Source organism: Natranaerovirga pectinivora, from assembly GCF_004342165.1.
GTDB lineage: Bacteria > Bacillota > Clostridia > Lachnospirales > DSM-24629 > Natranaerovirga > Natranaerovirga pectinivora.
Window position 1 is genome coordinate 242,785 of record NZ_SMAL01000003.1, and the last position, 26,186, is coordinate 268,970.

The window sequence follows — 26,186 nt, forward strand, 5'->3', positions numbered from 1 at the left end:
TCCTAAGATAGTTAGAAAAGTCTTCTACTATAATGTTATGAGGTTTTCAAATATACTATGTTATTGAATGTCTTTGGATCTTTCTCTTACCCCAAAAAACAAAAGCTGACATTTATAAAATGTATCAGCTTTTTAGACTAGAACCCATCTATTTCTTAACTAATAAATCTTGAAGTTTTTCTTGAAGCCTTCTTTCTTCTCCACTTCCATTGGTTTGAAGTCTTAGAATAGGTATGCTGTACTTTTCTAGAATATTATCTTTCATCTTATCGCGTTCAAGTTGTTTTGGATTTTTTGCATGATATGCGTATCCATCAACTTCAACAACTAAAACAGGCATCTTATCAAATTTATTAAATATCACAAAGTCTGTATGGGTTAAGATGTTCATAGTGTATTTACATTCTTCATCATTAAGTTTACTTGGATCTTTTATTAGCATTTTAAGCGGTTGATGTATTATATGATTAAGATCTTTGAATTCTGGTAAGCTTAGCACTTTTTCAATTATTACATTCAACAAGTTTTCTGAATCATACTTAGACACTTTTTTTGTATTCTTTATGACTTCTAATAATTTCTTAGAATAACTCTTATAAAGTAGGTCAAAGACAGAATAAATCTGACTCTCGATTACCTCTAAATTATTATATTGAATATATTTTACTAAATCATTAATATTTGTACCTTTCCATTCGTCACAACCATCAGATACAACAACGATTAATTCATCGACTGCTCTAGAAACAGCAACGTTAATAAGGTTCGGATTATCCACAAAGTCATTTGCACATATTTCATTTGCAACCGTTGTCAAGATAATGATATCCTTTTCTCGTCCTTGAAATTTGTGAACTGTGTCTGCTTCAATATTACGGTCTCCAATTACCTTTTTAAGTTCATCCGTTTGTAATCTATAGGGTGAAATAATGCCTATGGATTGCAGTGACTCATTTATCCCTTGATTTGGAATTATCTCATCAAAGACTACGTCTATCTGACGTTGATTAAAATTACCTCTTGCATGATTACCTTTAACAGTTTTATATACTTTGAGAGGTTTATCATCATCTTGTTCATTAGTGAGTATAACGAGTTCATTATTATAAAACTTTTGATTACAAAACCCTATAATTTTAGGATGACATCTATAATGCTCCTTTAACAATGTTTTAGGAATATCCTTGTATAGAGTAATAATAGATGATAATAAGCTATTATCTGCATAACTATATGCACTATTTAATTTATAAGACTCAAATAAATCCCTTGAAGCTTTTTCAACTTCTGATGGTACAACATTAGGAAGCTGCTTCACATCACCTACTATTACAGCATTTTTAGCACAAGATAAAGCCAAAGCCCCAGTAACTAAATCAACTTGTGATGCTTCATCAATTATCACATAATCAAATAAATAATTTTCACTTGCGCAACTTCTTAAAGAATGAGTCGTACTTAAGATTACAGGATATTCTTTAATAAAATCTTGAAAGTTTTTTCTAATAATATCATTAGTGAACTTTCTCCTATTACCATTAGCCGTACATCGCTTTGCTAATTGGGCTTTGAATAACTTCATTGAATTTTGACTGTATTTTTCCATTTCATTATCAAAATTATAATCCTGAAGTTCGCTTGATATATCTTTTATTTTATTCTTTATTTCTTTAATCTTTTTATCATAGTAGTTCTTTTGAAGAAATGAAACAATTAACTCTGGTGGATTTTTATAAAACTTAAAGCTATATATACCATAAAAGATGAGATTATATAATTTTGTTATTAATGTATGCTTTTCCTTTTCAATATTACGTTGATAATCTATCAATACCGTTAGAATTTTATCTGCACTCGGTCGCGAAAATCCAGCTAATGTTAAAGGCTCCACGCTTGATTCAGTATAGTATTTATCAAAATACTCACTTTCTGTTAGTAGCCCTGATAACTCTAGCTTTAATACCGCTCTTTTGTTTTGAAGCTCAAGCATTTCATTTAATTTCTTCTGCGCTTCTTTTAAATTTGCTTTGATTTCTAAAATCTCTGAGTGAGACAATTCCCAATTACTCATGCTGGGATAGTTTTGTTTTTGTTCTGCAAAAAACTTTTCTTTATTATCATTGTTACCTAAATAAGCAGCAATAAAATCAACATCATACTTTTGAAGTTTCTCAAGGACATTGGCAGTTGCAGAGTTATTATTAGAAACGATAGCTACCGTTTCCTTATTAACTATGGCATTTGCAATTATATTCAAGATTGTTTGTATTTTACCAGTCCCAGGCGGTCCTTCTATAACACTGATTTGCTCAGTTATCGCTTTTTCAGTTGCAGATTTTTGACTTAGATTGAATCCAAAAGGAAAGATTGGTTGTTTTAAATTGTCTTTTTTATTTATTGGTTTATTCTCAATATAATTAGCCAAAACACTTCTAGGATTAATTGTAAGTTTACTAAACTGATTGCTTAAAAAGCTGTAGTCATCTTCTTCATTTTTCATACTAACTTTATCAGCGAGTTTATGCAAATATTCTAAAAGGTCTTGTCCTGATTTAGTTTTTAAGCCTCTCTCTTTAAGGACAATACTTCTTCGCGGAAAAATCTTTTTGTAGCCAGACTTATAAATAATCCTATAATAATCACCAAAATCAAGTATCTTTCCAATACCTGTAAGGGGTTGGTCATTATCATAAACAAAATAATTCTCATGGTTAATTATTATTGGATCTTTCAACCATTTTATATTGTTATATCCATAACTCCAAACTTTGTTATCATTAAACGTAACCTGCCATTTTCCCTTATCATATATGCATTTTTTAATTTCTTCAGTTTTATCTTGACCTTTTGCAAGGATAAGATGTCTTTCTACATTCAATATTAGATCACCCCTATTAACCATTTACTATAAAAACAGCTTTAAGAAATTGCATTATACCTCTTTAACCTTTTGAGCTAGAATATAATTTATCTCCCAAGAAAGTTTATATAATGATGGTCATGTCTTAAAATTGATTGTGCATCAAACTCCCTCTACAAAATCCCATATTAAAATTACTATTACTGCTACTTTTTTAATTCCTACACAGTTAGTTCTAGTTAAGAGTTGCTTTCCGTTTGCACCGATAAAATATTCCCCTTTATACTCTATTAGCTCTGACAACCCAAACAGTTTATTACGAATTTTTCAACTTTGATGTGTTCGAATATAATAAATAGCCCTTGTTTTTTTACGTTTATTCACCTAATCCTACTATCTTTTAACATATGTAAATAACCTTTTTATAAATCAAATAATTCATTTTTTCTTAATTAATACTGGTTTAAATCCTTTACTATATATGTAATTTTCTTTTTGCATTATTGGTCCTATTAACGAAGCATATCTAGGATTTAAGTTATGATTATCTCTCAGATATTCCCCTAGTCCACCTTTAATAGGTTTATCAAAACTTGCACCTAATGGGTACCATTTGTTTTCATCAATTAAATAATTATCTAAAACATCTGCAAAAACTGCACTTTGGAATTTATATGGGGTTGTCCCCCAAGTGCTCTTAACTTCACCATTCTTTATTTCATATAAAATTTCTGTATCTTTGCCTGAAAGCGGCTTAACTTTTTTCATCGTTTATATCACTCCTATATTTTAACTAAAATAATTCTCAAAATACCCTAGAAATTTATTAATTGATTCATTTCCCTATTTAATAGTAACTGACTAATACTACCCCTCCATATAAACACTTCATAAACAACTCTTAACGAATATTTATATTTCACGAATTAAGTTCTTATCTTTTATTATATATGGTTTAATTATTATTTTTCACCCTTAGTTCACTATTTTAATAATATTACAAATTGAACATACTTTCAATATCAGTTAATTATATTATATCTAGAATACTATCTGGGTAAACGCTAGATTCCTGGGGGGTAAAAAACAACCCCCAAGCCACTGATATGATCCCCTTATAGTAGACAGATAAAAGAAACCATTTTAAACTGCTTATTAGAAGGGGATTTTTCATGAGCAAAATTTATCAAACATAAATAAATTTCCATTCACTATTTAAGTTTATTGTTTTAATTCTGATTTCTTTATCTAATGGAAAAAGTTCATTTACCTCTTCAGTTATTGTAGGATAAAGAAGCAAACTTATTACAGCTCCTTCAAATTTAATTTGACTTGCATATGCATAAATCTGATAAAGATGGTTTGTCCTCACTCTTTTTAAATCTGACCAGTTATTTACTATCAATGTATAAGAGTAGTACTATTTAGTGTCAATAACATTTGCCTTTTCTTTTTATTACTTTCCACAAAATATCAGTTCTCATCTCAGGCAATAATAAGTTTTCTTTACTTATTTCATAGTTTAAGTTGCAGTTCAATTTTGGTGCTTGAACTGTAACTTCATCATTTCTTTGATAATACTTATAAAAATCTGAAATAAATATCTCATAAAGTTTTGCCATCTTATTATCTCTTACAAAATCTGAAAAGACAACTTCCTTTGCTTCTCATTGTTATTAGCCCTAAAAACAGCAACTCACTAATATTAATTAATTTTTAATTATAAATTCTTCTAAAAAACTTTTAGATTTAGGTGTGTTTTAAAGTAATTTGTCATTAAACAGTAAATATATACATTTTTAAAGTTTTGTGATACAATTAACTACTTTTAAATTTTGATGGAGGAAATAACATGTTTGGTGATAACAGTGAAGGTTTTACAAATGAAATAAAAATAATAAATTATATAAATTCTTGTAGATCATTTGATTTATTAAATCAAAATTTCAAGAATTTTCTCTCCTTTTTATTTGATGCTAATTTAACTAGATTTTCAATTAGTGCATATAAACCTAAAGGACAGGTGAAACCAGATATTGGTATAACTATAAATGGAATAACCAAATTTGTAAGTGTAAAAAAAGGTAGTGGAAATAGTGTTCATCAAGAACCTCTAACTGTATTTGAATCCTTCCTTGTTGCAGCATCAGTACCCCCTAATTCCATTACATATCTAAAAGAATTTCATTATGGTGATGGTTCAACTAATGGTAATGGTGGTCCAAGAATTAATGCTACTACATGGCAAGCTAATAATCCACAAAAAGTTTTTCAAATGAATAGGGATTTCAATAATCCTTATCTATTGCAGGCTTTATTTAATAAATTTCTATTTATAGGCAATATACCTGATGCTCCAATTGTAGATGTAATATACCACGGGACTATTAACGAAGGGCTTTGGGCAAGTCGCTCTGAAGTTATTAGCTATTTACTCTCTGTAAACAACACTGCTACAAATGTGCATTTTAGCAAATTAACATATCAAGTTTGGAATAGAAACTTAAATTACAATCCAAACACTTCCAGCAGACGTCATGTTATGCAAGTCAAATGGCCTAGCCTAACTAATGACTTACTATATATACAGCGTCATCGAAATTAAATAAACATCACGAAACGGAGGTAATCATGGGTAATAATTTACACGGCAATACAAACGAAAAATCACTTTCTGCTTCACTTCATAATAAAAAGCACAAAGATCTCGCAAACTTAAATTTACGAACTTTTATTAAAGAGATCCACCCTACAGTAACTGATGATACACTTATTCAGTGTCCATATAATGCAAGTATGAAAAAGCAGGATATTCAAATTCTGATAGCTAATAAAACTTACTTCATCAGTGTTAAAACTGGTTCTGGAAATAGTATTCACCAAGAGAAACTAGAGCCATTTATCAAGATACTTAAAGAAAGCTACTCCATATCTGATTCCCTAGCTAATGATATTCGCTTCTTTGTGTGGGGAGATGGAACATATGATGGCAGTGGTTTAAAAGAGAATCGATTAAATGCAAGCAAAATAAAAAAATTATATCCAAATATCATTAACAACATTCAATCATTTTTTCACCAACATAAAAAAGAGTTATTAACTAGATTTCTCGTTACTGGTAGATTTAATGGACATATTGATTATATTTACTACGGAACACCTTTAAGTGGGGTTTGGTGTGCTACACAAGATGCACTTAATTTTCATAACGATTACTCTGCAAAATCTCGTGGTGGCATCAAGTTAGGTAACACTACATTTCAAACTTGGAATAGATGTATAGAAGGCCATAAAAAAGAAAACGAACGTGACACTATACAACTTAAATGGGGTGCAATTCAAACCGATATCTCTAATATACGGAAAACCAATATAACTTTAAATATGGGGACTCAAGAAGGTGACTCAGGAGAATTTAATTTTTGTACAGAGTTAAATCGAAGTAAAAGCAATTCAAATCGATATTGGAAGTTTTTAATTGAGAATGTAAATTTACCCGAATCGCTTGATAATATCTATGCTGTAAAAGTATCTAACAACGTTTTTTCAAAATTAGCTAATATGAAAGTTCTTCCTAAAACAGACTTATATCTTGTACAAGCTGAACTGGATCCTCAATTTCTATTACTTAACAATCACATATTAGATGAGAATTTACTTAACGATAAAACATTTAAAATTATCCCCGGTTCTGGAATTTCTATCAAACGACCAGACTCAACAAAGTACACTATACAGAAGCTATCTGTTAACTCGTTCAATACTCTATTTGGAAACACTTATTTAGCTGCAGGAGCTTCTTTATATTGTAACACTAAAGAAATCAACAAAAATGATGCAGTCATTTCAGCTTGGGGACTAACTTATGACGAGTTAATAAATAGCTTTCCAAATGTTAAAAAAATTGGCATCCTAAACTCTACAGCTTCTATTGAAGAAAAGGTAAGCATATGTAAAACACTAAAAACATATTGTAATGAACAAATAAAGAAACTGATACAAGATGATTCAAGTAAGTCTGATTTAATTTTTAAAGGAATGGGGAATTTTGAAGAACCTTATGTAGCTCATTTTATATTCAAAAATCAAACTCTTCAATTTAATACTCCTACAAATTTTTCCGTAACTACTGGCTCTGGAAGAAGCAAAGGGAAATATACTATAGAGATAAAACCCAAATAGTCCAAAAGACCCCATTCTATACATAACGGGGTCTTTTTTATAACAAAACTCTTACAATTTCTTTTGCAATTTCTTCAATTACAGACACAACTACACTATTTCCAATTTGTTTATATGAGTGTGATGAATTTTCTTTTATTTGATAAGTATCTGGGAATCCCATGATTTTCAAACACTCTCTTTCAGTTAATTTTCTCATTTGTTTTATATAGACAGGAACATTGTTTCCACCTGTCCCCATCTTTGCTGTAAGGCAAGGAGAAATACCATCACTACGAAAGTTGCATCTTGAAGCTCTTATTTCATTTGCTAAAATGATATTACCTTGACTTGCATTATATCTTTTACTCACTAAATATTCTGCAAGAAAATTATTGATATTAAATTGAGCAATTTCAGTAATATTATATCTTTCATCTTCAATGTCTTTTACAATATCATTTATTGTAAAAGTAAGTTTACGCTCCTTTGGAAATTGATAGAACTTACTATATATTGCATTTTTTTGTTCTTGAAAGCCAATTTTCAAGTCCTCTCTAAATCCAACACAATACCATCTATTTCTGTTTTGTGGCACTCCGTAATTATAAGCATTCATTAATTTCCACTTAGAATTATATCCAAGTTCATGTAGTCTGCTTTCTATTACTTCAAGTGTTTTTCCATTATCATGACTAACTAATCCTGCTACATTTTCTAAGAAAAAAGCTTTAGGTCTTCTTTCTTTAATAATTTTTTCAATCTCAAAAAACAACGTCCCTCTTGTATCCTCAAATCCTTTTCTCAATCCTCCTATAGAAAAAGGCTGACATGGAAATCCTCCAGCAATTATATCAAATTCAGGTATTTCATCTAGTGGTATCTTTGTTATATCCCCTTTAGGAGTCTCTCCAAAATTTATAGCGTATGTTTCTGCAGCATATTTATCTATTTCTGAACTCATAACACATTTAATACCATTATTTTCAAAAGCAATTCTGATACCACCAATTCCTGCAAATAAATCGATCATTTTAAGCATTTATAATCCCTCAACATTTCTAACACTGCATCAGCTATTGATTTCCCTAATATAGGGGGTACTGCATTTGCCAATTGCTGATGCTGATCATATTTTGTCCCTGTTAATTCAAAGTCATCATTAAATGATTGAATTCTTGCAACTTCCCTAACAGTTGGAGTTCTATCATAAATAGGGTGAATAATCATAGATTTCGATACGTGTTTTATTGTAATTGATGGTTCATCCATCTTTAATCTTCTATAATTATTGCTATGCTTTCCCCCACCTTGTCCTAGTCCTATAGGGATATCCTGCCAATTTCCTCCTTGTGGAACACTGTGCATTCTTTTAACTATTAGAGGCGCGTGTTTTATAGGCTCATGATTAAGTATGGCTTTACGTCCCGCCATTAATGTTTGATATTCATTTTTAGGTTCTAGATAATCACTTCCATCCTTTGGGATATTTCCTAGCGCATCTCCAACTGTTATAACTGGCTTTTTACCATTACCATATTGTGGTTGTGGAAATTTAACATTATCTACTAATGATGCTATAAATATAACCCTTTTTCTATTTTGAGGAATACCGTATTCCGAAGCCGTAAGCACATTTACGTCAACATAGTATCCTAGTTCTTTCAATTCAGATACAATTACATCTTTTACATTCTCACCTGATGGTATTGTCATAGATAATAGACCCAATACATTTTCTATAACGACTACTTTAGGTTTCACTATTTCAACAATTCTAATTACCTCTTTAAATAAATTATTTCTTTCATCTAGGACATCTCTTCTTCCAGCCATTGAAAACCCTTGACAAGGAGGTCCAGCAATAACAACATCCGTTTTTCCTATGTATTTTTCAAAAAACTTCTCATCTAGTTCTCTAATATCACCTTGTTTTACTTCAGTTGATGGATGATTCTTCTTAAAAGTATTTAAAGCCACATCCCAAAAGTCAACGCCTAACATAGTCTTAAATCTATTTGTCATTTCAAATCCATATGAAAATCCACCAATACCACAAAACAAATCAATAATTTTATACATCTTTCAACCTCTTTCCAGCTCACTTTGTTATTATTTTCTCTATAACTTCTAATCTTTTTTTCCCACATTGCTGTTGTAGAATTTTGGTGAACTGATCAAACTTCAAAATTTTCCCCCTATTATTCATATATATATTGCTTATATTTTGAATTAGTAAATCCTCGTCTAACTCATTTCTCCAATACATATCAACTAGGTTATTTAACGTATCAGCTAATTCTCGTTGATTCCTATAAAATGATTTAGCTATCATCTATACACCTTCTCTCTTATATCAATACCATACCATTTTATTACTATTTCTATACCAAAATTATACTATTATGCTTTCTCAATGTCAAATTAAAATACACAAAACCTTAACCTAAGAACTACACTAATTTTTTTTATTTTTTTTGCTGTTTCATCTCCATACTAATTTTGATATACGTGTTTAGACATCAATGGATAGGCTTTTACCAAACAACCCTTTAAGTTATACAAAGAATTCTATAATCTTCATAAAATCTACCCCATTACACTCACAACCAACTTGATATATCTTGTTAATTTTGAATGATACTTGCATTTTTTTGCTCATTGTCATTTATATGATTGAATAGCACTTTTTTTAGTATTATACTATTCCAAAGAATACAAAATAATTGAACAATATAAACGGAGGTAATTATGGATAATTTTATTTTTCAAAACCCTACAAAAATAATATTTGGTAAAAATACAGAAAGCTCAGTTGGTAAAGAAGTTAGTTCATACAGCAAAAAGATTCTACTTCATTATGGTGGCGGTAGCATTAAAAAATCAGGTCTTTATGATAAAGTGGTTGCTTCTTTAAAAGAAGCAAATATAGAGTTTATTGAATTACCAGGGGTTAAGCCTAATCCAAGACTTAGTTTGGTTAGAGAAGGGATTCAGATCTGTAGAGACAATGGTATTGACTTTGTCTTAGCCGTTGGTGGTGGAAGTGTTATAGACTCTGCAAAAGCCATTGCAATAGGTGTGCCTTATAATGGGGATGTATGGGACTTTTACACAGATAAAGCCGATGCCACTGAGGCATTGCCTGTTGGGACTATTTTAACCATTCCAGCAGCAGGTAGTGAATCTAGTACAGGTTCTGTTATTACCAATGAAGATGGATGGTATAAAAAACCTTATAATTCTGCTCTTATCTATCCAAAGTTTTCAATCCTTAATCCTGAATTGGCCTATACCCTACCTAGATATCAAATATCATGTGGTGCAGCAGATATCCTTGCGCATTTAATGGAAAGGTATTTTACCAATTCAAAAAATGTTGAGTTTACTGATCGTCTAATTGAATCTACTATGAAAACCATCATTAATAATGTACCAAAGGTTCTTAAAAACCAAGAAGATTATGATGCTTGGGCTGAAGTGATGTGGGCTGGTGCCATTGCTCATAATAATTTACTTAACACTGGAAGAGTTGGTGACTGGGGCTCTCACAATATAGAACATGAATTAAGTGGTATTTATGATGTTGCCCATGGTGCTGGGTTAGCTGTGGTCTTCCCTGCTTGGATGAAATATTTATACAAACATGATATGAATCGTTTTGTACAATTTGCTGTGAGAGTTTGGAATGTGGAGCAAGAATTTTTCTCTCCTGAAGAAACGGCTTTACAAGGGATAAAAAAATTAGAAGAGTTTTTTGTATCTATTGATATGCCTATTACCTTAAAAGGTCTTGGCATTGAAGATGATCGTTATGAAGAAATGGCTAATAAAGCCACTGATAATGATGCATCGCCTTTAGGTAATTTTGTTAAATTAAATAGCAAAGATATTGTTAATATTTTAAAATTAGCACAATAATATATATATCTCCATTGAGTATTGATCAATGAGATGGATGGTTTAGCGCGTTGAATTTTTAACTTGATAAAACTTTACTAAATGTTAGTATTGTAATTTTGATCGTATCTTGTTAAAATAGATACTACACAGAAATTACATTTTCAGCGATACTTATGTTTCTTGGGATGCAAGAGTCATAAGTTGCGTTAGAATAGATGATACAGAATGGAGGAAATAAGATGTCTTTTCAATATATACAACAATTACCAGAACCTTATGTAATAAAAAACAATATTCCAGTTCCAGCTGAATTACAAAAACTCAAAATACAAAGAGATGAGGAAATCAGAAAAGTATTTACAGGGGAAAGTGATAAATTTATTTTAATCATTGGTCCTTGCTCTTCTGATAATGAAGATTCTGTTTGTGATTACATTAGTAAGTTAAGTGCCATTCAAGAAAAAGTGAGCGATAAAATTCTAATGATTCCTAGAGTTTATACCAACAAACCAAGAACGACTGGTGAAGGGTATAAAGGAATGGTTCATCAACCAGATCCAAGTGGAAAGTCTAATATGTTAGAAGGTATCAAAGCCATCAGAAATATGCATATTAGAGCAGGTATGGAATCAGGCTTAACAACTGCTGATGAGATGCTTTACCCTGAAAACTATGCTTACTTAGATGATCTTTTAAGTTATGTTGCTGTAGGTGCAAGATCTGTTGAAAATCAACAACACCGTTTAACAGCTAGTGGTATTGATATTCCTGTAGGTATGAAAAACCCTACAAGTGGTGATGTGAATGTAATGTTTAATTCTATTAAAGCAGCTCAAATTGATCATACTTATATTTATCGTGGTCATGAAGTTGAAACAAGCGGTAATCCTTTAGCACATGCTATTTTAAGAGGTGCAGTAGATCATTATGGCAGAAGTCTTCCTAATTACCATTTTGAAGATCTTAAATATGTTATTGATTTATATGCAAAAATGAACTTACACAATCCAGCTATTATTATTGATACAAATCATGCTAATTCTAATAAGCAATATCAAGAACAACCAAGAATTGCTTTAGAAGTCGTTCGTAATAGAAACTATGACTCAACCTTTAAAAAAGCAATTAAAGGTCTAATGATTGAAAGTTACCTTGTAGGCGGTAGACAAGAGGTCAATGAAGGTGTTTATGGTAAATCTATTACAGACCCTTGTATTGGATGGGATGTAACAGAAAAAATGATTTATGATATTGCAGATAAACTATAAAAAATAATCAATTAATAAACGCCCTTATTAAAATAATTTTAATAGGGCGTTTTTATGTTATTAGTTCTTAAGATAATTGTTGTACAACCTTTAAAGCAGCATCATAGTCTGGGTGATTTGTCACTTCTGATACATACTCTACAAATTTTAATGTTCTCTCTTTATCAATAACTAGAATACCTCTTGCTAATAAACGAAACTCTTCTATTACAAATCCATACTTACTTCCAAAGTCTAACTCTTTATGATCCGATACCACAATACTGTTTTCAATGCCTTGTGCCCCACAGAATCTACTTTGAGCAAAAGGTAAATCCACACTAATGGTTATAATAACAACATCATTTGATAAGTTAGAAGCCTCTTGATTAAATCTTACAGTTTGTTGTTCACAAACCCCTGTATCCACCGATGGCACAACACTTATTATCACATTTTTACCTTCTGTTTCTTTATAAAAATCAAATACACTTAAGTCATTTTTTACCGCAGTAAAATTCTCTGCTTTCTGTCCTACATTCACTTCTTCACCTAGTAACATAACTGGGTTTCCACCAAATTTTACAATACCATTCTTTTTCATCATAATTATTTCCTCCACGCTAATTAAAATTTTTTTAATAAGTAAAATTTATTCATTTAAACTATTCTAGAGTATTTTCTACAATTTTATAAAAAATAAACCCTATATCAAAAAGTATGTGGGCATTATCTTCAAATATGTCTTTGTTAAAGGACCTTCTTCGAACCCAATCTTATTCCTATTTTCCAAATTAAAAAGTTGAAAATTAAAAGGAGAACCAAATACAAATAAATACCCAACTTGAATGTTAAAAAGATATAATGAAGGAAAGCAAATACACCTAAAACAATGATTAATCCTAAAAACTTTAAACCTTCTGTTTCCTTCACTACCTCAAAGTTTTCTGAAAAAGGCAAGCCTTTATCCAAGCCAATAAAACATATTACTGTAAATGCTAGTAAGCTAATGAAAATCACTACAATATCCGGTATAATGCTTACGCCAAATAGCCCAATAAAAACACCAGCGTTAATGATATAGATAGGAACTACCAAACGAGCCAATGCTGCTTTTAAAGTGCCCTTAATTATGAACTCTTTCGAGTCATATGGGACCATTCTATAAATCCATGAGCCCTTCCATTGACTTGAGTGTTTAGACATCATAACTATATTTGGAATAATAAGTGCAGACATATAGAGCCATAAATACATTTTACTATTTGACAAACTTCCAAACCCTTGACCCTGTAAAATATTAAAAAGCATAATATATGGGAATACCAAGGCTATTCCTAAACTTGGGTATACTTTTAACTTAAAGTCTCTTTCTGTCTTAAACATATTATATGCAAATTTAAAATAAGTCCTTTCATATCTGTTTATACTAAACAAAACTGATACAGCTTCTGCAAAATTTCTAGATTTTTTCTTTCTCTCACCGTGTTGATTCAACTTCTGTAAATTCCGTTCAAATACAGGGATTAACTTAATATATATACAAATAGCTATAATAGGTACCCCAAAGGCTAATATAGCAGAGGTTATATTATAACTTGTATAATGATTGTTAAGAATCATATCAAAAGTTGACCCATACCAACTAGGAATAATAAATAAATGCCAAAATTTTGATTCATAAGTAAATTGCAAATCACTAAAGTTAAACAATCGTCCAACAAACTGATAACCCACTGTTATTCCAATGGAGAGGACAATTTGAACATAAGTTATAATATCTTTTAATTTTTCTCCATCAAACACTCGTAAAATTAATAGATAAAATAAAGCTGTCAAAACAACAATCAACAAATCTGCAAAAATAATACTCACTAAAAATACTATAAAAAACACAAATCCATGTCTAAATAAAGCAGCAATTAGGGCTGTGCCACACAAAGAAAAAGTTAGTAACATCATATAAATAAGTATGTGTAGTATCTTAGCCACATTTATGGTCTTACTACTAACAGGCTTGGTTCCAAGTATGTTTTTATCTCGAAGATCTAATAGAACGGAAGAAAAATCTGAAATTAATAGTGTCATAATCATAAACATTAGAACACCAAAAATCAAACTCATTTGAAACATATAGTTTTCACCTAATACAACAATAGGAACAAGTACAACACTTCCTATAAACATATAAAAGAGCATTGACCAAAAGAAATAATTCTTATCTTGATCTTTATCCTTTTTATTGGAATCATTAAACAAAGTAGGTACCCTTCTACGATCTAAAGTCAACTTTACTTGCATTATCCTTCTTACCATTTTGTAGTCAGCACCAACTCTATTAATTACCCCACCAAATAAATCTAGAATCCTTAAAGACATAAAATTCTTCATAACTTACACCCCTTGAACCACAGCAACAAATTCATTGGCAAGTGTTTTATATTCATTAAATCCTGTTAGCTGATTAAAAATCTCTTCTAAAGACCCTTCTTTATTCGTTTGTTTTAGTTGCTCAAAACTTCCATCTGCCAAAATTTGTCCATCATTTAACAAAATAATTCGATGACTTATTTTTTCAACTACATCCATAATATGTGAAGAATAAAAAATTGTTTTCCCTTGTGCTGCTAACATCCCTAATATTTCTTTTAAAACCATAACACTATTGGCATCTAAGCCATTTAACGGTTCATCCAAGAACAAAATATCTGGATTATGTAATAAGCTAGATATAATAATAAGTTTTTGTTTCATCCCCTTAGAATAAGAAGCAATTCTCGAGTCATAGACACTTCCAATCTCAAAAATCTCCATCAACCTTGTAGCCTTATTATCTATTGCCGTTTTATTTAAACCATACAATTCTCCTACAAAATTAAGGTATTCTCTAGCGGTAAGATTTTCATAAACCTCAGCCATTTCTGGAACATACCCTATCTTACTTTTATAATCGTATGCATCCTTTGAAATATCTTGCCCAAGAAGATTTACCTGCCCTTCATACCCTTCTATTAAGCCTAGTATAATCTTAACAGTGGTACTTTTCCCAGCACCATTAGGACCTATATAACCCACGATTTGTCCTCTATAGACATCCAGATTAACCCCTTTTAAAACTTCCTTCTGTCCAAAGCTCATCTTCAAGTCTCTAATTTGTAACGCAATTTCAGCATCTGTGCTAATCACTATTTGTTCCTCCCCTTTAAAATAATAGTTAAATTTTAGCATAATATTATGATTATAACAAACAAATTCGAATATTAAATCTTTCATATCCCATTTAATCCACTTTTACTTTATAAAATAGAACTTTCCTACAAAGTAAAAAAGGAGTTGTCTCAGAAATCAATCTAAGACACTCCCCATAACTTTGCTTTTATTTTTTACTGTAATAATTTAGAGTAAGTGATTTTAAGCACTAAGACGATCAATATCATCCCCATTGATAGACTCTTTTTCTAATAATTCATTGGCAACTTTTTCTAATAAAAGGATATTTTCTTGAAGAAGCTTTTTCGTTTCTTCATATAGCTCATTCATTTGATCTCTACATTTGCCTACGATTTGATTATCTTGCAAGCCTTCTATGGCTTGAATATTAAACAATCCTAAATCTTTGTCCATACCAAATTTATTAATAAAATCTACCATCATATTGGAAGCTTTGCTAATGTCATTGCTTGCTCCTGTTGTTACTTCATCTGCTCCAAAAATCAATTCTTCTGCTACTCTACCAGCCAGTAACACTTGTATATTGGCTTTGATTTGTTTTTGTGTTTGATAAAGTGCGTCCTTTGGTATGCTTAAACTAAATCCTCCTGCACCACGTACACTTGGGATGATGGTTACTTTTGAAATAAAATGTTGTGGCAATAATAATTTTGTTACTAAAGCATGACCTGCTTCGTGGTATGCTGTTACTTTTCGATCTCTTTCTGAGATATAGCTTCTATCTTTTTTCTCAGCACCTGCTATTACTGTATAAAATGCTTTGTCTAAATGTTTTTTATTGAGTACAGGTTCATTTTCATTTGCTGCAAAAATGGCTGCTTCATTAAATAAATTCTCAATCATTGCACCACTAAAGTATACTGTAGATTTTGCAAGTTCATCAAAACTAATGTCTTCAGCCAGTGGTTTGCTTTTCCCATAGAGTTCAATGATTTTTTTTCTTGCATTGACATCTGGTAAACCAATTTCAATCTGTCTGTCAAAACGACCTGGACGTAAAAGGGCTTCATCTAATGTATCTAATCTATTGGTTGCACCAATAACGATAATGCCATTGCTATCGTTAAACCCTGACATTTCCGTAAGCAATGCATTTAATGTTTGATCACGTTCATCATTACTTGCTGAATTGGTTCTTCCTCTTTGTTTACCGATTGCATCAATCTCATCTATAAAAATAACAGCTTTTTCACTTTTTTTAGCTTTTTTAAATAAATTACGAATTCTACTCGCACCAACCCCTACATACATTTGTACGAAGTCAGAACCACTCATAGCATAAAAAGGCACATCTGCTTCACCAGCAATTGCTTTTGCCATAAGGGTTTTACCTGTTCCTGGTGGTCCATATAATAATAAACCTCTTGGCATTTTAGCGCCAATGTCTGCATATTTTTCAGGTTTTTTAATAAAGTTAATTATATCTTCTACCATAGCTTTGGCTTCAATATTTCCCGCCACTTCATTTAAAGTAATGCTTGATTTATTGTCATTTTTATTAGCATCTTTTATTAATTTTTTATCTCCATGAAAACGCGCAAAATATAAAACAGCACCACCAATAATAAAAAATACAGATACTTGTAACACTCTAACCAATGGATTTACTTGACCATAAGCTATTGTAATGTCTTCAAGTAATAAAAACTCAACAAAGTCTTCTTTCATTGGATTTGGTACTGTAAATACTGTATCATTATTATTTAATGCCACTGTAAAAGAATTCCCTGTCTCAGAAAAAACCACTTCACTAACATTGCTTTGTTCTACTTCCACTAGGAATTCATTATATGTCATCTCTTCTTGTTTATTATTTATTAAACTCATTCCGGCAAATCCTATACCCGCAATAAGCGTAACGACTAGCAATATAATATAGATTTTCTTCACCTATTACACCTCCACAATATTTCCCCTCGGTTTACATAAGTCATCTATACAATTGTAACGTTAACACCAACTTTTTTCTAGTTAAAAAACATGGCAACCATGGTAATTCCATTTACCACTTTTTTGCCCCAAGAATTATGAAATTCAATTCTGGTGTTGTTTGTTTTATTATAGTGCTATTTTGTGTATAATAACTGTAGAGGTGATGAAAATGCCAATATTAGGAACGTATCTAATGCCCCATCCCCCTATCATTTTACCAGAAGTGGGACAAGGGCAAGAAAGACGTATTCAAGATACAATTAATAGTTTAAATGCTATAGGCAAAGATATTAAAGAAAAATCTCCAAGTACAATTGTAATTATTACCCCTCATGGCACTATGTTTAATGATGCTATTTCTATGGTCAATGAATCTTCTATTGAAGGGGATTTAAGTATGTTTGGTGTGCCTGAAGTTTCTATGAAATGTCTTATTAACCAAAAACTTACTGGGGAAATTGAGACCTTATCCAATGATGAGAATGTTCCAGTTGTTTTATCTTCAAAGGATTTTCTAGAAACCTTTGATGTAAAACTTTCTTTAGACCACGGAACCCTTGTGCCCCTCTATTATGTGAATAAGTTTTATAGTGATTATAGGATTGTTCATATCACTTATGCCCCTTTAAATGATTTAGAATTGTACCAATTTGGTACCATTATTACAAAAGCTATAGAGGCTTTAAATGAAAATGCCATTGTGATTGCAAGTGGTGATTTATCTCATAAACTTAAAGATGATGGTCCATATGATTATAGTCCTTATGGTAAAACATTTGATACGACTTTTGTTGAATTACTGGAAAAGAATCAAGTGAGAGATATTTTTAGTATGGATTCTAAGCTTATTAGTGAAGCAGGTGAATGTGGCTTTAGATCTGTATTAATTATGCTTGGTGTTCTTGATGGTTATAAGGTACAAAGTAAAAGACATAGTTATGAAGGCCCTTTTGGTGTTGGCTATGGTGTGATGTCTTTTAGCATAGTAGGCAAAGAAGACTCTAAGTTAGGGGCAATTGAACAAGCCATTTCTAATAAGAAGGAACAAAAGCTCAATAATGCGAATCCTTATGTTAAGTTAGCAAGAGAAAGCCTTACCACTTATTTAGAAACAGGTAAGGAGCTAAAGGAATTACCTTCTTATGTCACTGATGAAATGGAAAAGGAAAAACGTGGTGTATTTGTTTCTTTAAAGAAAAATGGTGAACTCAGAGGGTGTATAGGTACTATTTTACCTACAACGAATTCCATTGCTGAAGAAATTATAAGAAATGCGGTTGAAGCTGGGTTACATGACCCAAGATTCTATGAAGTCAATAAAGATGAATTGTTGGATATTGATTTTTCTGTTGATGTATTAGGACAAGCAGAACCTGCAACGACTGATCAATTAGATCCTAAGAATTATGGTGTCATTGTTTATAACGCAAGAAAAAAAGGCTTATTGTTGCCTAACTTAGAAGGTATAGATACTGTAGAAGAACAATTGTCTATTGTTTTACAAAAAGCTGGTATAGAGCAAGATGAGCCTTACGAACTTAAACGTTTTGAAGTCATAAGACATTCAGAAATATAGGTGATTTATGAAAAGAGAAGCTATGTTTTATGAAAAAGCGAATGATAAAATCCACTGTTTTTTATGTCCGCATCATTGTGTTATAGAGGATAAACACTATGGAAAATGCAATGTAAGAATGCATGATTCAGGGACACTTTATACTCTTAATTATGGAGAAGTTACTGCTTCATCCTTAGACCCTATTGAGAAAAAACCTTTGCATTACTATAGACCTGGAACCAATATTTTCTCTGTAGGCAGTTTTGGTTGTAATATGACTTGTACCTTCTGTCAAAATCATGATATTTCACAAGAAAAAGCACCAAGTGATTATATTCCTAAAGAAGTTTTGGTGGACTTGATATTGAATATTGAAGAAAATATTGGGGTTGCTTTTACTTATAACGAACCAACCATTTGGTATGAATATATGTATGATACGGCAAAATTGCTGAAAGAAAAAGACAAGGATGCCTCAGTGGTTATGGTCACCAATGGGTTTATAGGTGAAGAGCCTCTTCGTAAAATACTGCCTTATGTGGACGCTATGAATATTGACTTGAAAAGCTTTAACTCTAATTATTATAAGAATCTTTGTGGTGCTAGATTAGACCCTGTTCTTAAAACCATAGAAATAGCCGCCAAAGAATGTCACGTGGAAATTACGACATTGCTAGTCAGTGAAGAAAATGCTTCTATACAAGAAGTTAAAGAAATTGCACAGTTCATTCAAGGCATAGATAAAAAAATACCCCTACATTTATCAAGGTATTTTCCAAGATACAAAATGGATCATCCTGCTACAGATATAGGCTTTATGTTAGATGCTAAGGAAGTGGCGTTAAAATATTTGGATAATGTTGTCCTTGGGAATGTGGGTGTTTAAAAAGTGTCCCTAGTTAAATTTTCTAATTATGATGACATATTCCTTAAATGTTTGATATGTTTTAATTTAATAATCTCACCTTTGTTTTGAATAATCTCTTCTTCTACTAATTGGTAAAAACAATTCCAATAAATTTTCGTATACTCTAGAATATGTACTAGGTAAAATGAAAGGGGAAAATCAACACATTTTTATAATTATACACTCATTTGGACAATCTAAATAGATAATTACTTATATACGAAAGGTGATAAAATGAGATGAAATTATATACAGGAAGTCCCTATTGGTCTATACTTACAGATATGAATATAAAACAATTTCCAAACTTAACAAAAAATATAGAATGTGATGTGCTTATTGTGGGTGGTGGTATTACTGGTGCATTATGTTCTTATTATATGAATGAAGCTAAAGTATCTACTGTTTTAATTGATAAAAATGAATTTGCCTCTGGCAGCACAATAATTAATACCTCATTACTCCATTATGAAATTGATACAACCCTCAATAAACTTAGTAAAATCTATGGAAAACAAAATGCTATTAGATGCTTTCAATTGTGTCGCAAATCTTTATATGACTTAAAAACTTTAATTAATCATACAAATATTAATTGTGAATATGTTCCTAGGAAAAGTTTATATGTATCCTCTAATGTATTTGAAGATATTAAGTTATTAGCTGAATACCGCTCTAGAAAAAACGCTGGTTTTAAAGCATCTTTCATTAACAAAAAAATTATGAAAGAGCATTTTAAATTGCAATACAGTGCAGGTATTTACTCTTATGATGGGGCAGAAATTAACCCTTATATGTTTACAAAAAACCTCATTCATTATTCTTCACTTAATGGATTAAGAGCTTATGAAAACACTGAACTAATTTCTATTGATTATAAAAAAGGGTATAATATAGCTTATACACAAAATGCAACGATTAAAGCAAAAAAAATAATATTTGCTACAGGCTATGAGGCCCAATCCTTAGTTGATTCATATACTACAACTAAATTTAAAACAACTTATACCTTAACAACAAAGCCTATTAAAAACACACAAAAACTATGGAAAGACAATTCTTTAATTTGGGAAGCTAAAAATTCATATACTTATATCCGAAGAACCAAAGACAATCGGATTATCGTTGGTGGCTATGATACCAATTATAAAGGTTATATGCCAAGTACTGAAACAATTGAAAAAAAAGGAGAACTTCTTTTAAAACAAATCAAAGAATTGTTTCCTACTTTAGATATTGAAAAAGATTTTGTTTCTGCTGGTATATTTGCTTCCACTGACGATGAACTTGGTTACGTAGGCTCCCTTGAAGAGTATCCCAATTGTTATTTTTTACTTGGTTATGGGGCAAATGGTGTTTTATATTGTATTATTGGTTCGCAGATACTAAGAGACCTCTTTTTATATGACTATCATCACGATGCAGATTTGTTTTCTTTTTATAGATGATTATGAAATATGTAAAAATAGCAAAAAACAAGGTGGTTTTATTTTCTTAAATGCTGTTCCAAAAAATAACCTAATTAAATTTTCTAGTGATGCAATAAGATGGCTAAAACAGTCATCTTTTTTAACCCAAATATTGCTGAGCAACACGGAGGTTCATCTAACTGTTGTCAAGATTTTCAAATTAATTCCCCAATAATATTGATAGGAATATTTATGTTCTTAGTCAGTAGTTGTTGTATATTATTTTTATCTATAGTAATCAACACACAAGTCCCTGGACCTGCGGATACATTTAAATCTATTGCCCCTTCTTTATATACTACTTTACAATGGTTTAAGCTGGCTATTTCCTGACATTCATAGTCTATGCCTTTGGAACCTACAGGTATTAGTTCCTTAACAAAGGTTAGTTTGCTTAGTTGTATGATGTGCTTTAATTTAATAATCTCACTTTTAGTTTGGAGGATTTCTTCTTCTACTAGTTGATTGCCCATTTTAGGTAAACCTAGTAATACCAATAAATCCCCTTTTTGAGATTTTGGATATTTTACTTTTTCTTTATTGATCTTACCTATAACCGTTACCCCTATTGCTGTCTGTGTCACTGGGATATTTTCTTCTGTTGATCCTGTTATTAACTGAGTAGGTGATAATTCTGCTTCTTCCATGGCTCTTTGAACACCTTCTAGAATCTTTTCCCCATCCCCTACCATAGAAAGAGACAAAGTATCCACAACGGATAAGACTTCTCCACCAATGGCTAAGTTTTCAGCTAGGGCAACTACTGTTGTAAAATAACCCACATAAAAAGGGTCAACTTTTACGATGTCATGCTCTTTATTGCCAATACCACCACAAGAATCACAAGTTATAACCAAATATTCACTTTCAGATATGGGTGTCAAAAATACATCTCTAATTCTAATCATTACCTTCTCCTGTTGTAAAATATTCTATTTACTAAAAAGGTAGAAAACGTCTTTTTCTTTTAAGTATTATTTCTTCCTCTTGTAAATCTTCATTACCAGAGTGTCTCCATCCTAAAGCTACTTTTAATTCATTCCCTTTATCTTCCCTCTGACCTAAAGCTACAAAGCTAGCTTCATTAAGTAACCTTTCCTGTCCCCTTGATGGATCATTAACTCCAGCGTGAAGTTCCCCGTTCACATAAAATTGTGTATATTTTAGCCTGACATTATTGTCACCATTCCAATAAAGAGTCCCATCCCAATACTCTTTATTTCTAGCTCGAAATACTCTTTCATATACTGCGGTCCAATTGCCATCAGATGACTCCCCTATCCATATTGGCGTTCTAATTAAGCCATTTAGCAAAAGGCCCACTATTAACACAATAAATATTGTAAAAATGATTCTTATTATTTTTTTCATATTTACCCCCTAGTAATTATCAAAATATTATATATCATTTATAATTTTACCTAAGATTATAAAATCAATCAATATTTTTTTCTAATTAAAAAAGGTTCCACAACAACAGCTATAACAATATTAAGTATAGCAGCTATAGATAGTGGCACGATTAAAAAACTAAACAAAGCAACTCCTGCAAATTCATACCCTAGTGCATACATTATATAGGCGCTAACGCCTAGTGATATCGGTCCATTAAGTAAAAAAGCTACAATTACTGCAATGTATTTCTTACCTTTTTTACTTAGGTAGCCAAATAAGTAACAAGTGATCCCCATTAGTACACCTACAACCATATGAATAGGCAATGTAAGTGGAAAACCGCTTGTAACTGCTGTTAGCATATGTCCTAGTATACCTACTATTCCTCCTGCTACGGGTGAAATAATCAAAGCTACCAAAAAAGCTGGCATAGAATCAAAGGCAACACTCCCTTGAATCTTAATCTGTGCCCCTACAAATGATAATGCTATAAAAAGCCCCATATATGCTAGTTGTCTTGAATTTATTTTACTCAACTCATCATCTCCATTAATTTATTTTAGCATCATTTGCCCATAGCCTTTTTTATAGTCTATTTGAATGATACAACCGTTCTTAATCTTAAAACACCAGCCTTGTCCACTATTTAGATTCAATAAAAATTCCAGTATCTCTTTGATTACTCTTCCATGGCTTAATATGAGTATTGATTCACATTCTTCTTTCACAACTTCTTGTATAAAATCTAATACTCTTCTTTTAAATTCAGGAAAACTTTCCCCTTCAGGTATTTTATAAGTTCTATAGTTTTCAAGATAATTCTTATAAACCTCAGGGTAAAGCTCATCCACTTCTTTGTATGTATGTTTTTCTAAGATGCCAAAGCCCATTTCTTCTATTCTTTCATCGTAATGAATGGCCATGCCCTTAATTTGTGATATTTCTTCTGCCAAGTCTTTAACTCTTTTTAATGGGCTACTATATATTTTATCTAAATGCATTTCTTTAACAGATTCTATGATTTGATTAAACTGTTTTTTTCCTTCTGTTGTATAAGGATAGTGGGATTTACCATATATGATTTTATTGATGTTTCCTTCTGTTTCTGGATGTCTTACAATATAAATGTCCACAAAATCCCTCCCACACCTGTGCTTATTAAAAATAGAATTTGTGATGTTTCTAAGATTAATCCAATAACGTCTCCTGTAATGCCACCAAGGATTTTATTAATTCTTAGAACCATAAGAAGGCTTATTATTACAGTAATCCCATAAGCAAACAAAGTCACCCAACCTAATAGATAGGTACTAACCAATCCAAAAACAAAAGCATATAAAGCATATTTCAATGTAGCTTTATCTACCATTGCTTTTCCCATGCCTTCATTTTTTGCATAGTTAAATAACCCACAAGTTATTAAACCCACACATCTTCCCACAATAGGAAAAGCCAATACCACCTGCCACTGTGGATTCAAGAATACAAAAAAAGTAAGAAAATATAGAACCAAACTTATAACACCAAATGCACCAATTAAGCTGTCAGACATAATTTCAAAAACTCTTTCTCTCTTGCGACAACTAAAGATACCATCACATACATCTGCTAAGCCATCTAAATGCAATCCCCCTACGATGATTAGGTAGCCAATTATTATAAAGACATTCACATAGGTATTGGGTAAAACATTGGATAGTAAAGCTATTGGTGATAATAAAGCACCAATTATAACACCTATAATAGGAAAAAACAGAATGCCTTTTACGAAGGTTTCCCCATTAAACTCAAACTTTATAGGGAATGGGATTCTTGTTAAAAACGTGATCATCAGTAAAAATGATTTCATACAACACCTCTATACACTATTTTATCTTCATTGGAATTGCTGATACAACAAGGTATACTTCATCTGCTTGTTTTGCTAGATACTGATTGACTCTCCCTGCAATATCACGAAAGATACTTCCTAATCGGTAGGCAGGAACAATGCCAAAGCCAACTTCATTGGTAACCGCTACCAACTGTTTTTGATTCTCTTTCATTGTATTTATTAATTGGTCTATTTCAACAAATATCTTTTTTTCTACCTCACTTATTGCTTCACTAGAACACGTATCATAATCAATTGTTTCATCAAACATAATATTTGTCACCATAATGGTTATACAGTCTAATAAGAATGTATCTGTCTTTTCAAATGCTTTATGAGATTTTATCTCTTGAAAATTGTTATACATTTCAAAAGTATGCCATTCACTAGGACGAGAATGTTTGTGTTTTTCTATTCTGTCTTCCATATCTTTATCCGTGACTTTAGCAGTTGCAATATAACTAATCTGCCGTCCTATTTCAAGGACTTTTTCTTCTGCAAAAGTGCTTTTACCACTTCTTGCGCCGCCAGTTATCATTATAAGACTCATTTTACACCTACCCATTACTTGTATTCTCTCATTTTATGAATCAATCGTCTATTGTCATTATGATCTTTTATGGCTATGCGTATAAAGTTTTTTCCTAATCCAATAAAATCTTCACATGTTCTTACTTTGATTGGATTATCTCCTTTTAATAGCCATTTTGGCAATCTAGAATCTTCTAGTTTTATGAGAATGAAATTGGTATTAGATGAGTAAAAATTCAAGTAATGAAACTTCATTAAATTGGTTTCTATATAGTATTTTTCGTCTAATAACCATTGTATGGTCTTTTCTTTTCTCTCACTGTCTTCTAGTAAAGGATTTAAAGCAGCAAGGGCCAAAGTATTAATCGTCCAAGGTTCTTTATAGGTATATAGTTTTTCTATTATACTTGGGCTGGCAAATCCAATGCCTAGCCTTAAACCTGGTATACTATAATATTTTGTTAAAGATTGAATGACCATTATATTTTGAGGTTTTATATTGTAACAGCTTGCTCCAAATGAAATGTCAATAAAAGATTCATCCAACATAAGCATACCGTCCCAAGACTTTAATTGGGTTGCGATTCTTTTAATGGTTTCTTTATCTATAATTTGTCCTGTAGGATTGTTTGGATTACATATAACCACACATTCTGGTTTCTTTTTTACTATAGTTCGTAAAAAATCTTCTACATTCAGTTTAAACTGATTCTCCCTTTCTAAGACATAATGGTATATCTTAGCACCATTTAGCTTAAAGGCTCGTTCGTATTCATTAAAGGTTGGAGATATAATCATGACTTCTTTTGGTTTAAAGGCTCTAGCAAATAAATAAATTAATTCCATTGCCCCATTGCCTATAATAATCCGTTTGCTTGAAGTATTATAATAATCCCCTAGGAATTTAATTGAAGACTCTCCTATAATCTCAGGATATTTATTGATCTCATTAATCCCTTCCACTAAAGCTTCTTTTACTGAAGGGGATAGAGGAATAGGATTAATATTCACACTAAAATCTAGTATTTTTTCGTTGATGACACCACCATGTATATTCATTTTATTGTTGTTCTGTCTATTGTTTTTAGCTTCTATTACAAGTCCCATATCACTTACTCC

At 31.2% G+C, this 26,186-nt stretch carries 24 protein-coding genes; 7 read left to right on the forward strand and 17 right to left on the reverse strand.

Annotated features, from left to right (window positions below):
* Window positions 1-148: 148 nt before the first annotated feature.
* The 3 genes from EDC18_RS05820 to EDC18_RS05835 all read right to left on the reverse strand — a co-directional run bounded on the left by EDC18_RS05820 (window position 149) and on the right by EDC18_RS05835 (window position 4,482).
* Complete coding sequence (locus EDC18_RS05820) at window positions 149-2,878, reverse strand: AAA domain-containing protein (protein ID WP_132251241.1); 2,730 nt, start codon at window positions 2,876-2,878, stop codon at window positions 149-151.
* Window positions 2,879-3,298: 420 nt separating this feature from the next.
* Window positions 3,299-3,628, reverse strand: coding sequence for a hypothetical protein (locus EDC18_RS05825; protein WP_132251243.1), 330 nt, complete (start codon window positions 3,626-3,628; stop codon window positions 3,299-3,301).
* 662 nt (window positions 3,629-4,290) lie between these two features.
* Window positions 4,291-4,482 (reverse strand): hypothetical protein, encoded by a 192-nt coding sequence (locus tag EDC18_RS05835; RefSeq protein WP_132251247.1) that lies wholly within the window; start codon window positions 4,480-4,482, stop codon window positions 4,291-4,293.
* A gap of 230 nt (window positions 4,483-4,712) precedes the next feature.
* Between EDC18_RS05835 and EDC18_RS05840 the strand changes: the two genes are divergently transcribed.
* Together EDC18_RS05840 and EDC18_RS05845 are read left to right on the forward strand one after the other, a co-directional pair.
* Window positions 4,713-5,465: a hypothetical protein gene (locus EDC18_RS05840; RefSeq protein ID WP_132251249.1), complete on the forward strand. Its 753-nt coding sequence runs from the start codon at window positions 4,713-4,715 to the stop codon at window positions 5,463-5,465.
* 26 nt (window positions 5,466-5,491) lie between these two features.
* Window positions 5,492-7,042 carry a hypothetical protein gene (locus EDC18_RS05845; RefSeq protein WP_132251251.1) on the forward strand — a complete coding sequence of 517 codons (1,551 nt, stop codon included), beginning with the start codon at window positions 5,492-5,494 and terminating at the stop codon, window positions 7,040-7,042.
* A 37-nt stretch (window positions 7,043-7,079) separates the two neighbouring features.
* Here the strand turns inward: EDC18_RS05845 and EDC18_RS05850 are convergent, their stop codons facing one another.
* The 3 genes from EDC18_RS05850 to EDC18_RS05860 are packed head-to-tail and all read right to left on the reverse strand — an operon-like array spanning window position 7,080 to window position 9,356.
* A complete protein-coding gene (locus EDC18_RS05850) occupies window positions 7,080-8,063 on the reverse strand; it encodes a DNA cytosine methyltransferase (RefSeq protein ID WP_132251253.1) in 984 nt (327 codons plus the stop codon).
* Window positions 8,051-9,103, reverse strand: a complete 1,053-nt coding sequence (locus EDC18_RS05855; protein WP_132251255.1) for a DNA cytosine methyltransferase — start codon at window positions 9,101-9,103, stop codon at window positions 8,051-8,053. Before EDC18_RS05855 ends, EDC18_RS05850 begins: the two co-directional genes overlap by 13 nt.
* 19 nt (window positions 9,104-9,122) lie before the next feature.
* The gene (locus EDC18_RS05860) at window positions 9,123-9,356 is read right to left on the reverse strand and encodes a TIGR04540 family protein (protein ID WP_132251257.1); all 234 of its coding nucleotides are present in this window, start codon (window positions 9,354-9,356) and stop codon (window positions 9,123-9,125) included.
* A 416-nt stretch (window positions 9,357-9,772) separates the two neighbouring features.
* On the opposite strand from EDC18_RS05860, the gene EDC18_RS05865 reads away from it, so the two are divergent.
* Together EDC18_RS05865 and EDC18_RS05870 are read left to right on the forward strand one after the other, a co-directional pair.
* Window positions 9,773-10,942, forward strand: a complete 1,170-nt coding sequence (locus EDC18_RS05865; RefSeq protein ID WP_132251259.1) for an iron-containing alcohol dehydrogenase — start codon at window positions 9,773-9,775, stop codon at window positions 10,940-10,942.
* 221 nt (window positions 10,943-11,163) lie between these two features.
* The gene (locus EDC18_RS05870; protein WP_132251261.1) at window positions 11,164-12,192 is read left to right on the forward strand and encodes a 3-deoxy-7-phosphoheptulonate synthase; all 1,029 of its coding nucleotides are present in this window, start codon (window positions 11,164-11,166) and stop codon (window positions 12,190-12,192) included.
* A 67-nt stretch (window positions 12,193-12,259) separates the two neighbouring features.
* Here EDC18_RS05870 and tpx read toward each other — a convergent pair whose 3' ends face one another.
* The 4 genes from tpx to EDC18_RS05890 all read right to left on the reverse strand — a co-directional run bounded on the left by tpx (window position 12,260) and on the right by EDC18_RS05890 (window position 17,292).
* Complete coding sequence (gene tpx, locus EDC18_RS05875; RefSeq protein ID WP_341472715.1) at window positions 12,260-12,778, reverse strand: thiol peroxidase; 519 nt, start codon at window positions 12,776-12,778, stop codon at window positions 12,260-12,262.
* Between the two features lie 143 nt (window positions 12,779-12,921).
* The gene (locus tag EDC18_RS05880; protein ID WP_132251263.1) at window positions 12,922-14,562 is read right to left on the reverse strand and encodes a hypothetical protein; all 1,641 of its coding nucleotides are present in this window, start codon (window positions 14,560-14,562) and stop codon (window positions 12,922-12,924) included.
* Between the two features lie 3 nt (window positions 14,563-14,565).
* Entirely contained in the window at window positions 14,566-15,357 is a 792-nt protein-coding gene (locus tag EDC18_RS05885) for an ABC transporter ATP-binding protein (protein ID WP_442929347.1), read from the reverse strand.
* Window positions 15,358-15,582: 225 nt separating this feature from the next.
* A complete protein-coding gene (locus EDC18_RS05890) occupies window positions 15,583-17,292 on the reverse strand; it encodes an ATP-dependent metallopeptidase FtsH/Yme1/Tma family protein (protein WP_243115072.1) in 1,710 nt (569 codons plus the stop codon).
* A gap of 211 nt (window positions 17,293-17,503) precedes the next feature.
* Between EDC18_RS05890 and amrA the strand changes: the two genes are divergently transcribed.
* The 3 genes from amrA to EDC18_RS05905 all read left to right on the forward strand — a co-directional run bounded on the left by amrA (window position 17,504) and on the right by EDC18_RS05905 (window position 21,247).
* On the forward strand, window positions 17,504-18,910 hold the full coding sequence (gene amrA / locus EDC18_RS05895) for an AmmeMemoRadiSam system protein A (RefSeq protein WP_132251265.1): 1,407 nt from the start codon (window positions 17,504-17,506) through the stop codon (window positions 18,908-18,910).
* Window positions 18,911-18,917: 7 nt separating this feature from the next.
* Window positions 18,918-19,778, forward strand: a complete 861-nt coding sequence (gene amrS, locus EDC18_RS05900) for an AmmeMemoRadiSam system radical SAM enzyme (RefSeq protein WP_132251267.1) — start codon at window positions 18,918-18,920, stop codon at window positions 19,776-19,778.
* A 260-nt stretch (window positions 19,779-20,038) separates the two neighbouring features.
* Window positions 20,039-21,247 (forward strand): NAD(P)/FAD-dependent oxidoreductase, encoded by a 1,209-nt coding sequence (locus tag EDC18_RS05905; protein ID WP_132251269.1) that lies wholly within the window; start codon window positions 20,039-20,041, stop codon window positions 21,245-21,247.
* A gap of 176 nt (window positions 21,248-21,423) precedes the next feature.
* Here the strand turns inward: EDC18_RS05905 and EDC18_RS05910 are convergent, their stop codons facing one another.
* The 7 genes from EDC18_RS05910 to EDC18_RS05940 form a co-directional block, all read right to left on the reverse strand.
* Entirely contained in the window at window positions 21,424-22,176 is a 753-nt protein-coding gene (locus EDC18_RS05910) for an AIR synthase related protein (RefSeq protein WP_132251271.1), read from the reverse strand.
* Window positions 22,177-22,207: 31 nt separating this feature from the next.
* Window positions 22,208-22,639 (reverse strand): DUF4944 domain-containing protein, encoded by a 432-nt coding sequence (locus tag EDC18_RS05915; protein ID WP_132251273.1) that lies wholly within the window; start codon window positions 22,637-22,639, stop codon window positions 22,208-22,210.
* 68 nt (window positions 22,640-22,707) lie between these two features.
* Window positions 22,708-23,199 (reverse strand): ECF transporter S component, encoded by a 492-nt coding sequence (locus EDC18_RS05920; protein ID WP_371829312.1) that lies wholly within the window; start codon window positions 23,197-23,199, stop codon window positions 22,708-22,710.
* Window positions 23,200-23,217: 18 nt separating this feature from the next.
* Entirely contained in the window at window positions 23,218-23,796 is a 579-nt protein-coding gene (locus tag EDC18_RS05925; RefSeq protein WP_165878492.1) for a histidine phosphatase family protein, read from the reverse strand.
* Window positions 23,778-24,512: an adenosylcobinamide-GDP ribazoletransferase gene (cobS, locus tag EDC18_RS05930; RefSeq protein WP_132251277.1), complete on the reverse strand. Its 735-nt coding sequence runs from the start codon at window positions 24,510-24,512 to the stop codon at window positions 23,778-23,780. The genes EDC18_RS05925 and cobS overlap by 19 nt, the downstream gene beginning before the upstream one ends.
* A gap of 16 nt (window positions 24,513-24,528) precedes the next feature.
* A complete protein-coding gene (gene cobU / locus EDC18_RS05935) occupies window positions 24,529-25,086 on the reverse strand; it encodes a bifunctional adenosylcobinamide kinase/adenosylcobinamide-phosphate guanylyltransferase (RefSeq protein WP_243115073.1) in 558 nt (185 codons plus the stop codon).
* 14 nt (window positions 25,087-25,100) lie between these two features.
* Window positions 25,101-26,174 (reverse strand): pyridoxal phosphate-dependent aminotransferase, encoded by a 1,074-nt coding sequence (locus EDC18_RS05940; protein WP_132251281.1) that lies wholly within the window; start codon window positions 26,172-26,174, stop codon window positions 25,101-25,103.
* Window positions 26,175-26,186: the final 12 nt, after the last annotated feature.

What these genes read in the sequence shown, in the direction of transcription:
- EDC18_RS05825 (WP_132251243.1), bottom strand. Translation starts at nt 3,628, where the DNA reads ATGAAAAAAGTTAAGCCGCTTTCAGGCAAAGATACAGAAATTTTATAT.
- EDC18_RS05835 (WP_132251247.1), bottom strand. Translation starts at nt 4,482, where the DNA reads ATGGCAAAACTTTATGAGATATTTATTTCAGATTTTTATAAGTATTAT.
- EDC18_RS05840 (WP_132251249.1), top strand. Translation starts at nt 4,713, where the DNA reads ATGTTTGGTGATAACAGTGAAGGTTTTACAAATGAAATAAAAATAATA.
- EDC18_RS05845 (WP_132251251.1), top strand. Translation starts at nt 5,492, where the DNA reads ATGGGTAATAATTTACACGGCAATACAAACGAAAAATCACTTTCTGCT.
- EDC18_RS05850 (WP_132251253.1), bottom strand. Translation starts at nt 8,063, where the DNA reads ATGCTTAAAATGATCGATTTATTTGCAGGAATTGGTGGTATCAGAATT.
- EDC18_RS05855 (WP_132251255.1), bottom strand. Translation starts at nt 9,103, where the DNA reads ATGTATAAAATTATTGATTTGTTTTGTGGTATTGGTGGATTTTCATAT.
- EDC18_RS05860 (WP_132251257.1), bottom strand. Translation starts at nt 9,356, where the DNA reads ATGATAGCTAAATCATTTTATAGGAATCAACGAGAATTAGCTGATACG.
- EDC18_RS05865 (WP_132251259.1), top strand. Translation starts at nt 9,773, where the DNA reads ATGGATAATTTTATTTTTCAAAACCCTACAAAAATAATATTTGGTAAA.
- EDC18_RS05870 (WP_132251261.1), top strand. Translation starts at nt 11,164, where the DNA reads ATGTCTTTTCAATATATACAACAATTACCAGAACCTTATGTAATAAAA.
- tpx (WP_341472715.1), bottom strand. Translation starts at nt 12,778, where the DNA reads ATGATGAAAAAGAATGGTATTGTAAAATTTGGTGGAAACCCAGTTATG.
- EDC18_RS05880 (WP_132251263.1), bottom strand. Translation starts at nt 14,562, where the DNA reads ATGAAGAATTTTATGTCTTTAAGGATTCTAGATTTATTTGGTGGGGTA.
- amrA (WP_132251265.1), top strand. Translation starts at nt 17,504, where the DNA reads ATGCCAATATTAGGAACGTATCTAATGCCCCATCCCCCTATCATTTTA.
- amrS (WP_132251267.1), top strand. Translation starts at nt 18,918, where the DNA reads ATGAAAAGAGAAGCTATGTTTTATGAAAAAGCGAATGATAAAATCCAC.
- EDC18_RS05905 (WP_132251269.1), top strand. Translation starts at nt 20,039, where the DNA reads ATGAAATTATATACAGGAAGTCCCTATTGGTCTATACTTACAGATATG.
- EDC18_RS05910 (WP_132251271.1), bottom strand. Translation starts at nt 22,176, where the DNA reads ATGATTAGAATTAGAGATGTATTTTTGACACCCATATCTGAAAGTGAA.
- EDC18_RS05915 (WP_132251273.1), bottom strand. Translation starts at nt 22,639, where the DNA reads ATGAAAAAAATAATAAGAATCATTTTTACAATATTTATTGTGTTAATA.
- cobS (WP_132251277.1), bottom strand. Translation starts at nt 24,512, where the DNA reads ATGAAATCATTTTTACTGATGATCACGTTTTTAACAAGAATCCCATTC.
- cobU (WP_243115073.1), bottom strand. Translation starts at nt 25,086, where the DNA reads ATGAGTCTTATAATGATAACTGGCGGCGCAAGAAGTGGTAAAAGCACT.
- EDC18_RS05940 (WP_132251281.1), bottom strand. Translation starts at nt 26,174, where the DNA reads ATGGGACTTGTAATAGAAGCTAAAAACAATAGACAGAACAACAATAAA.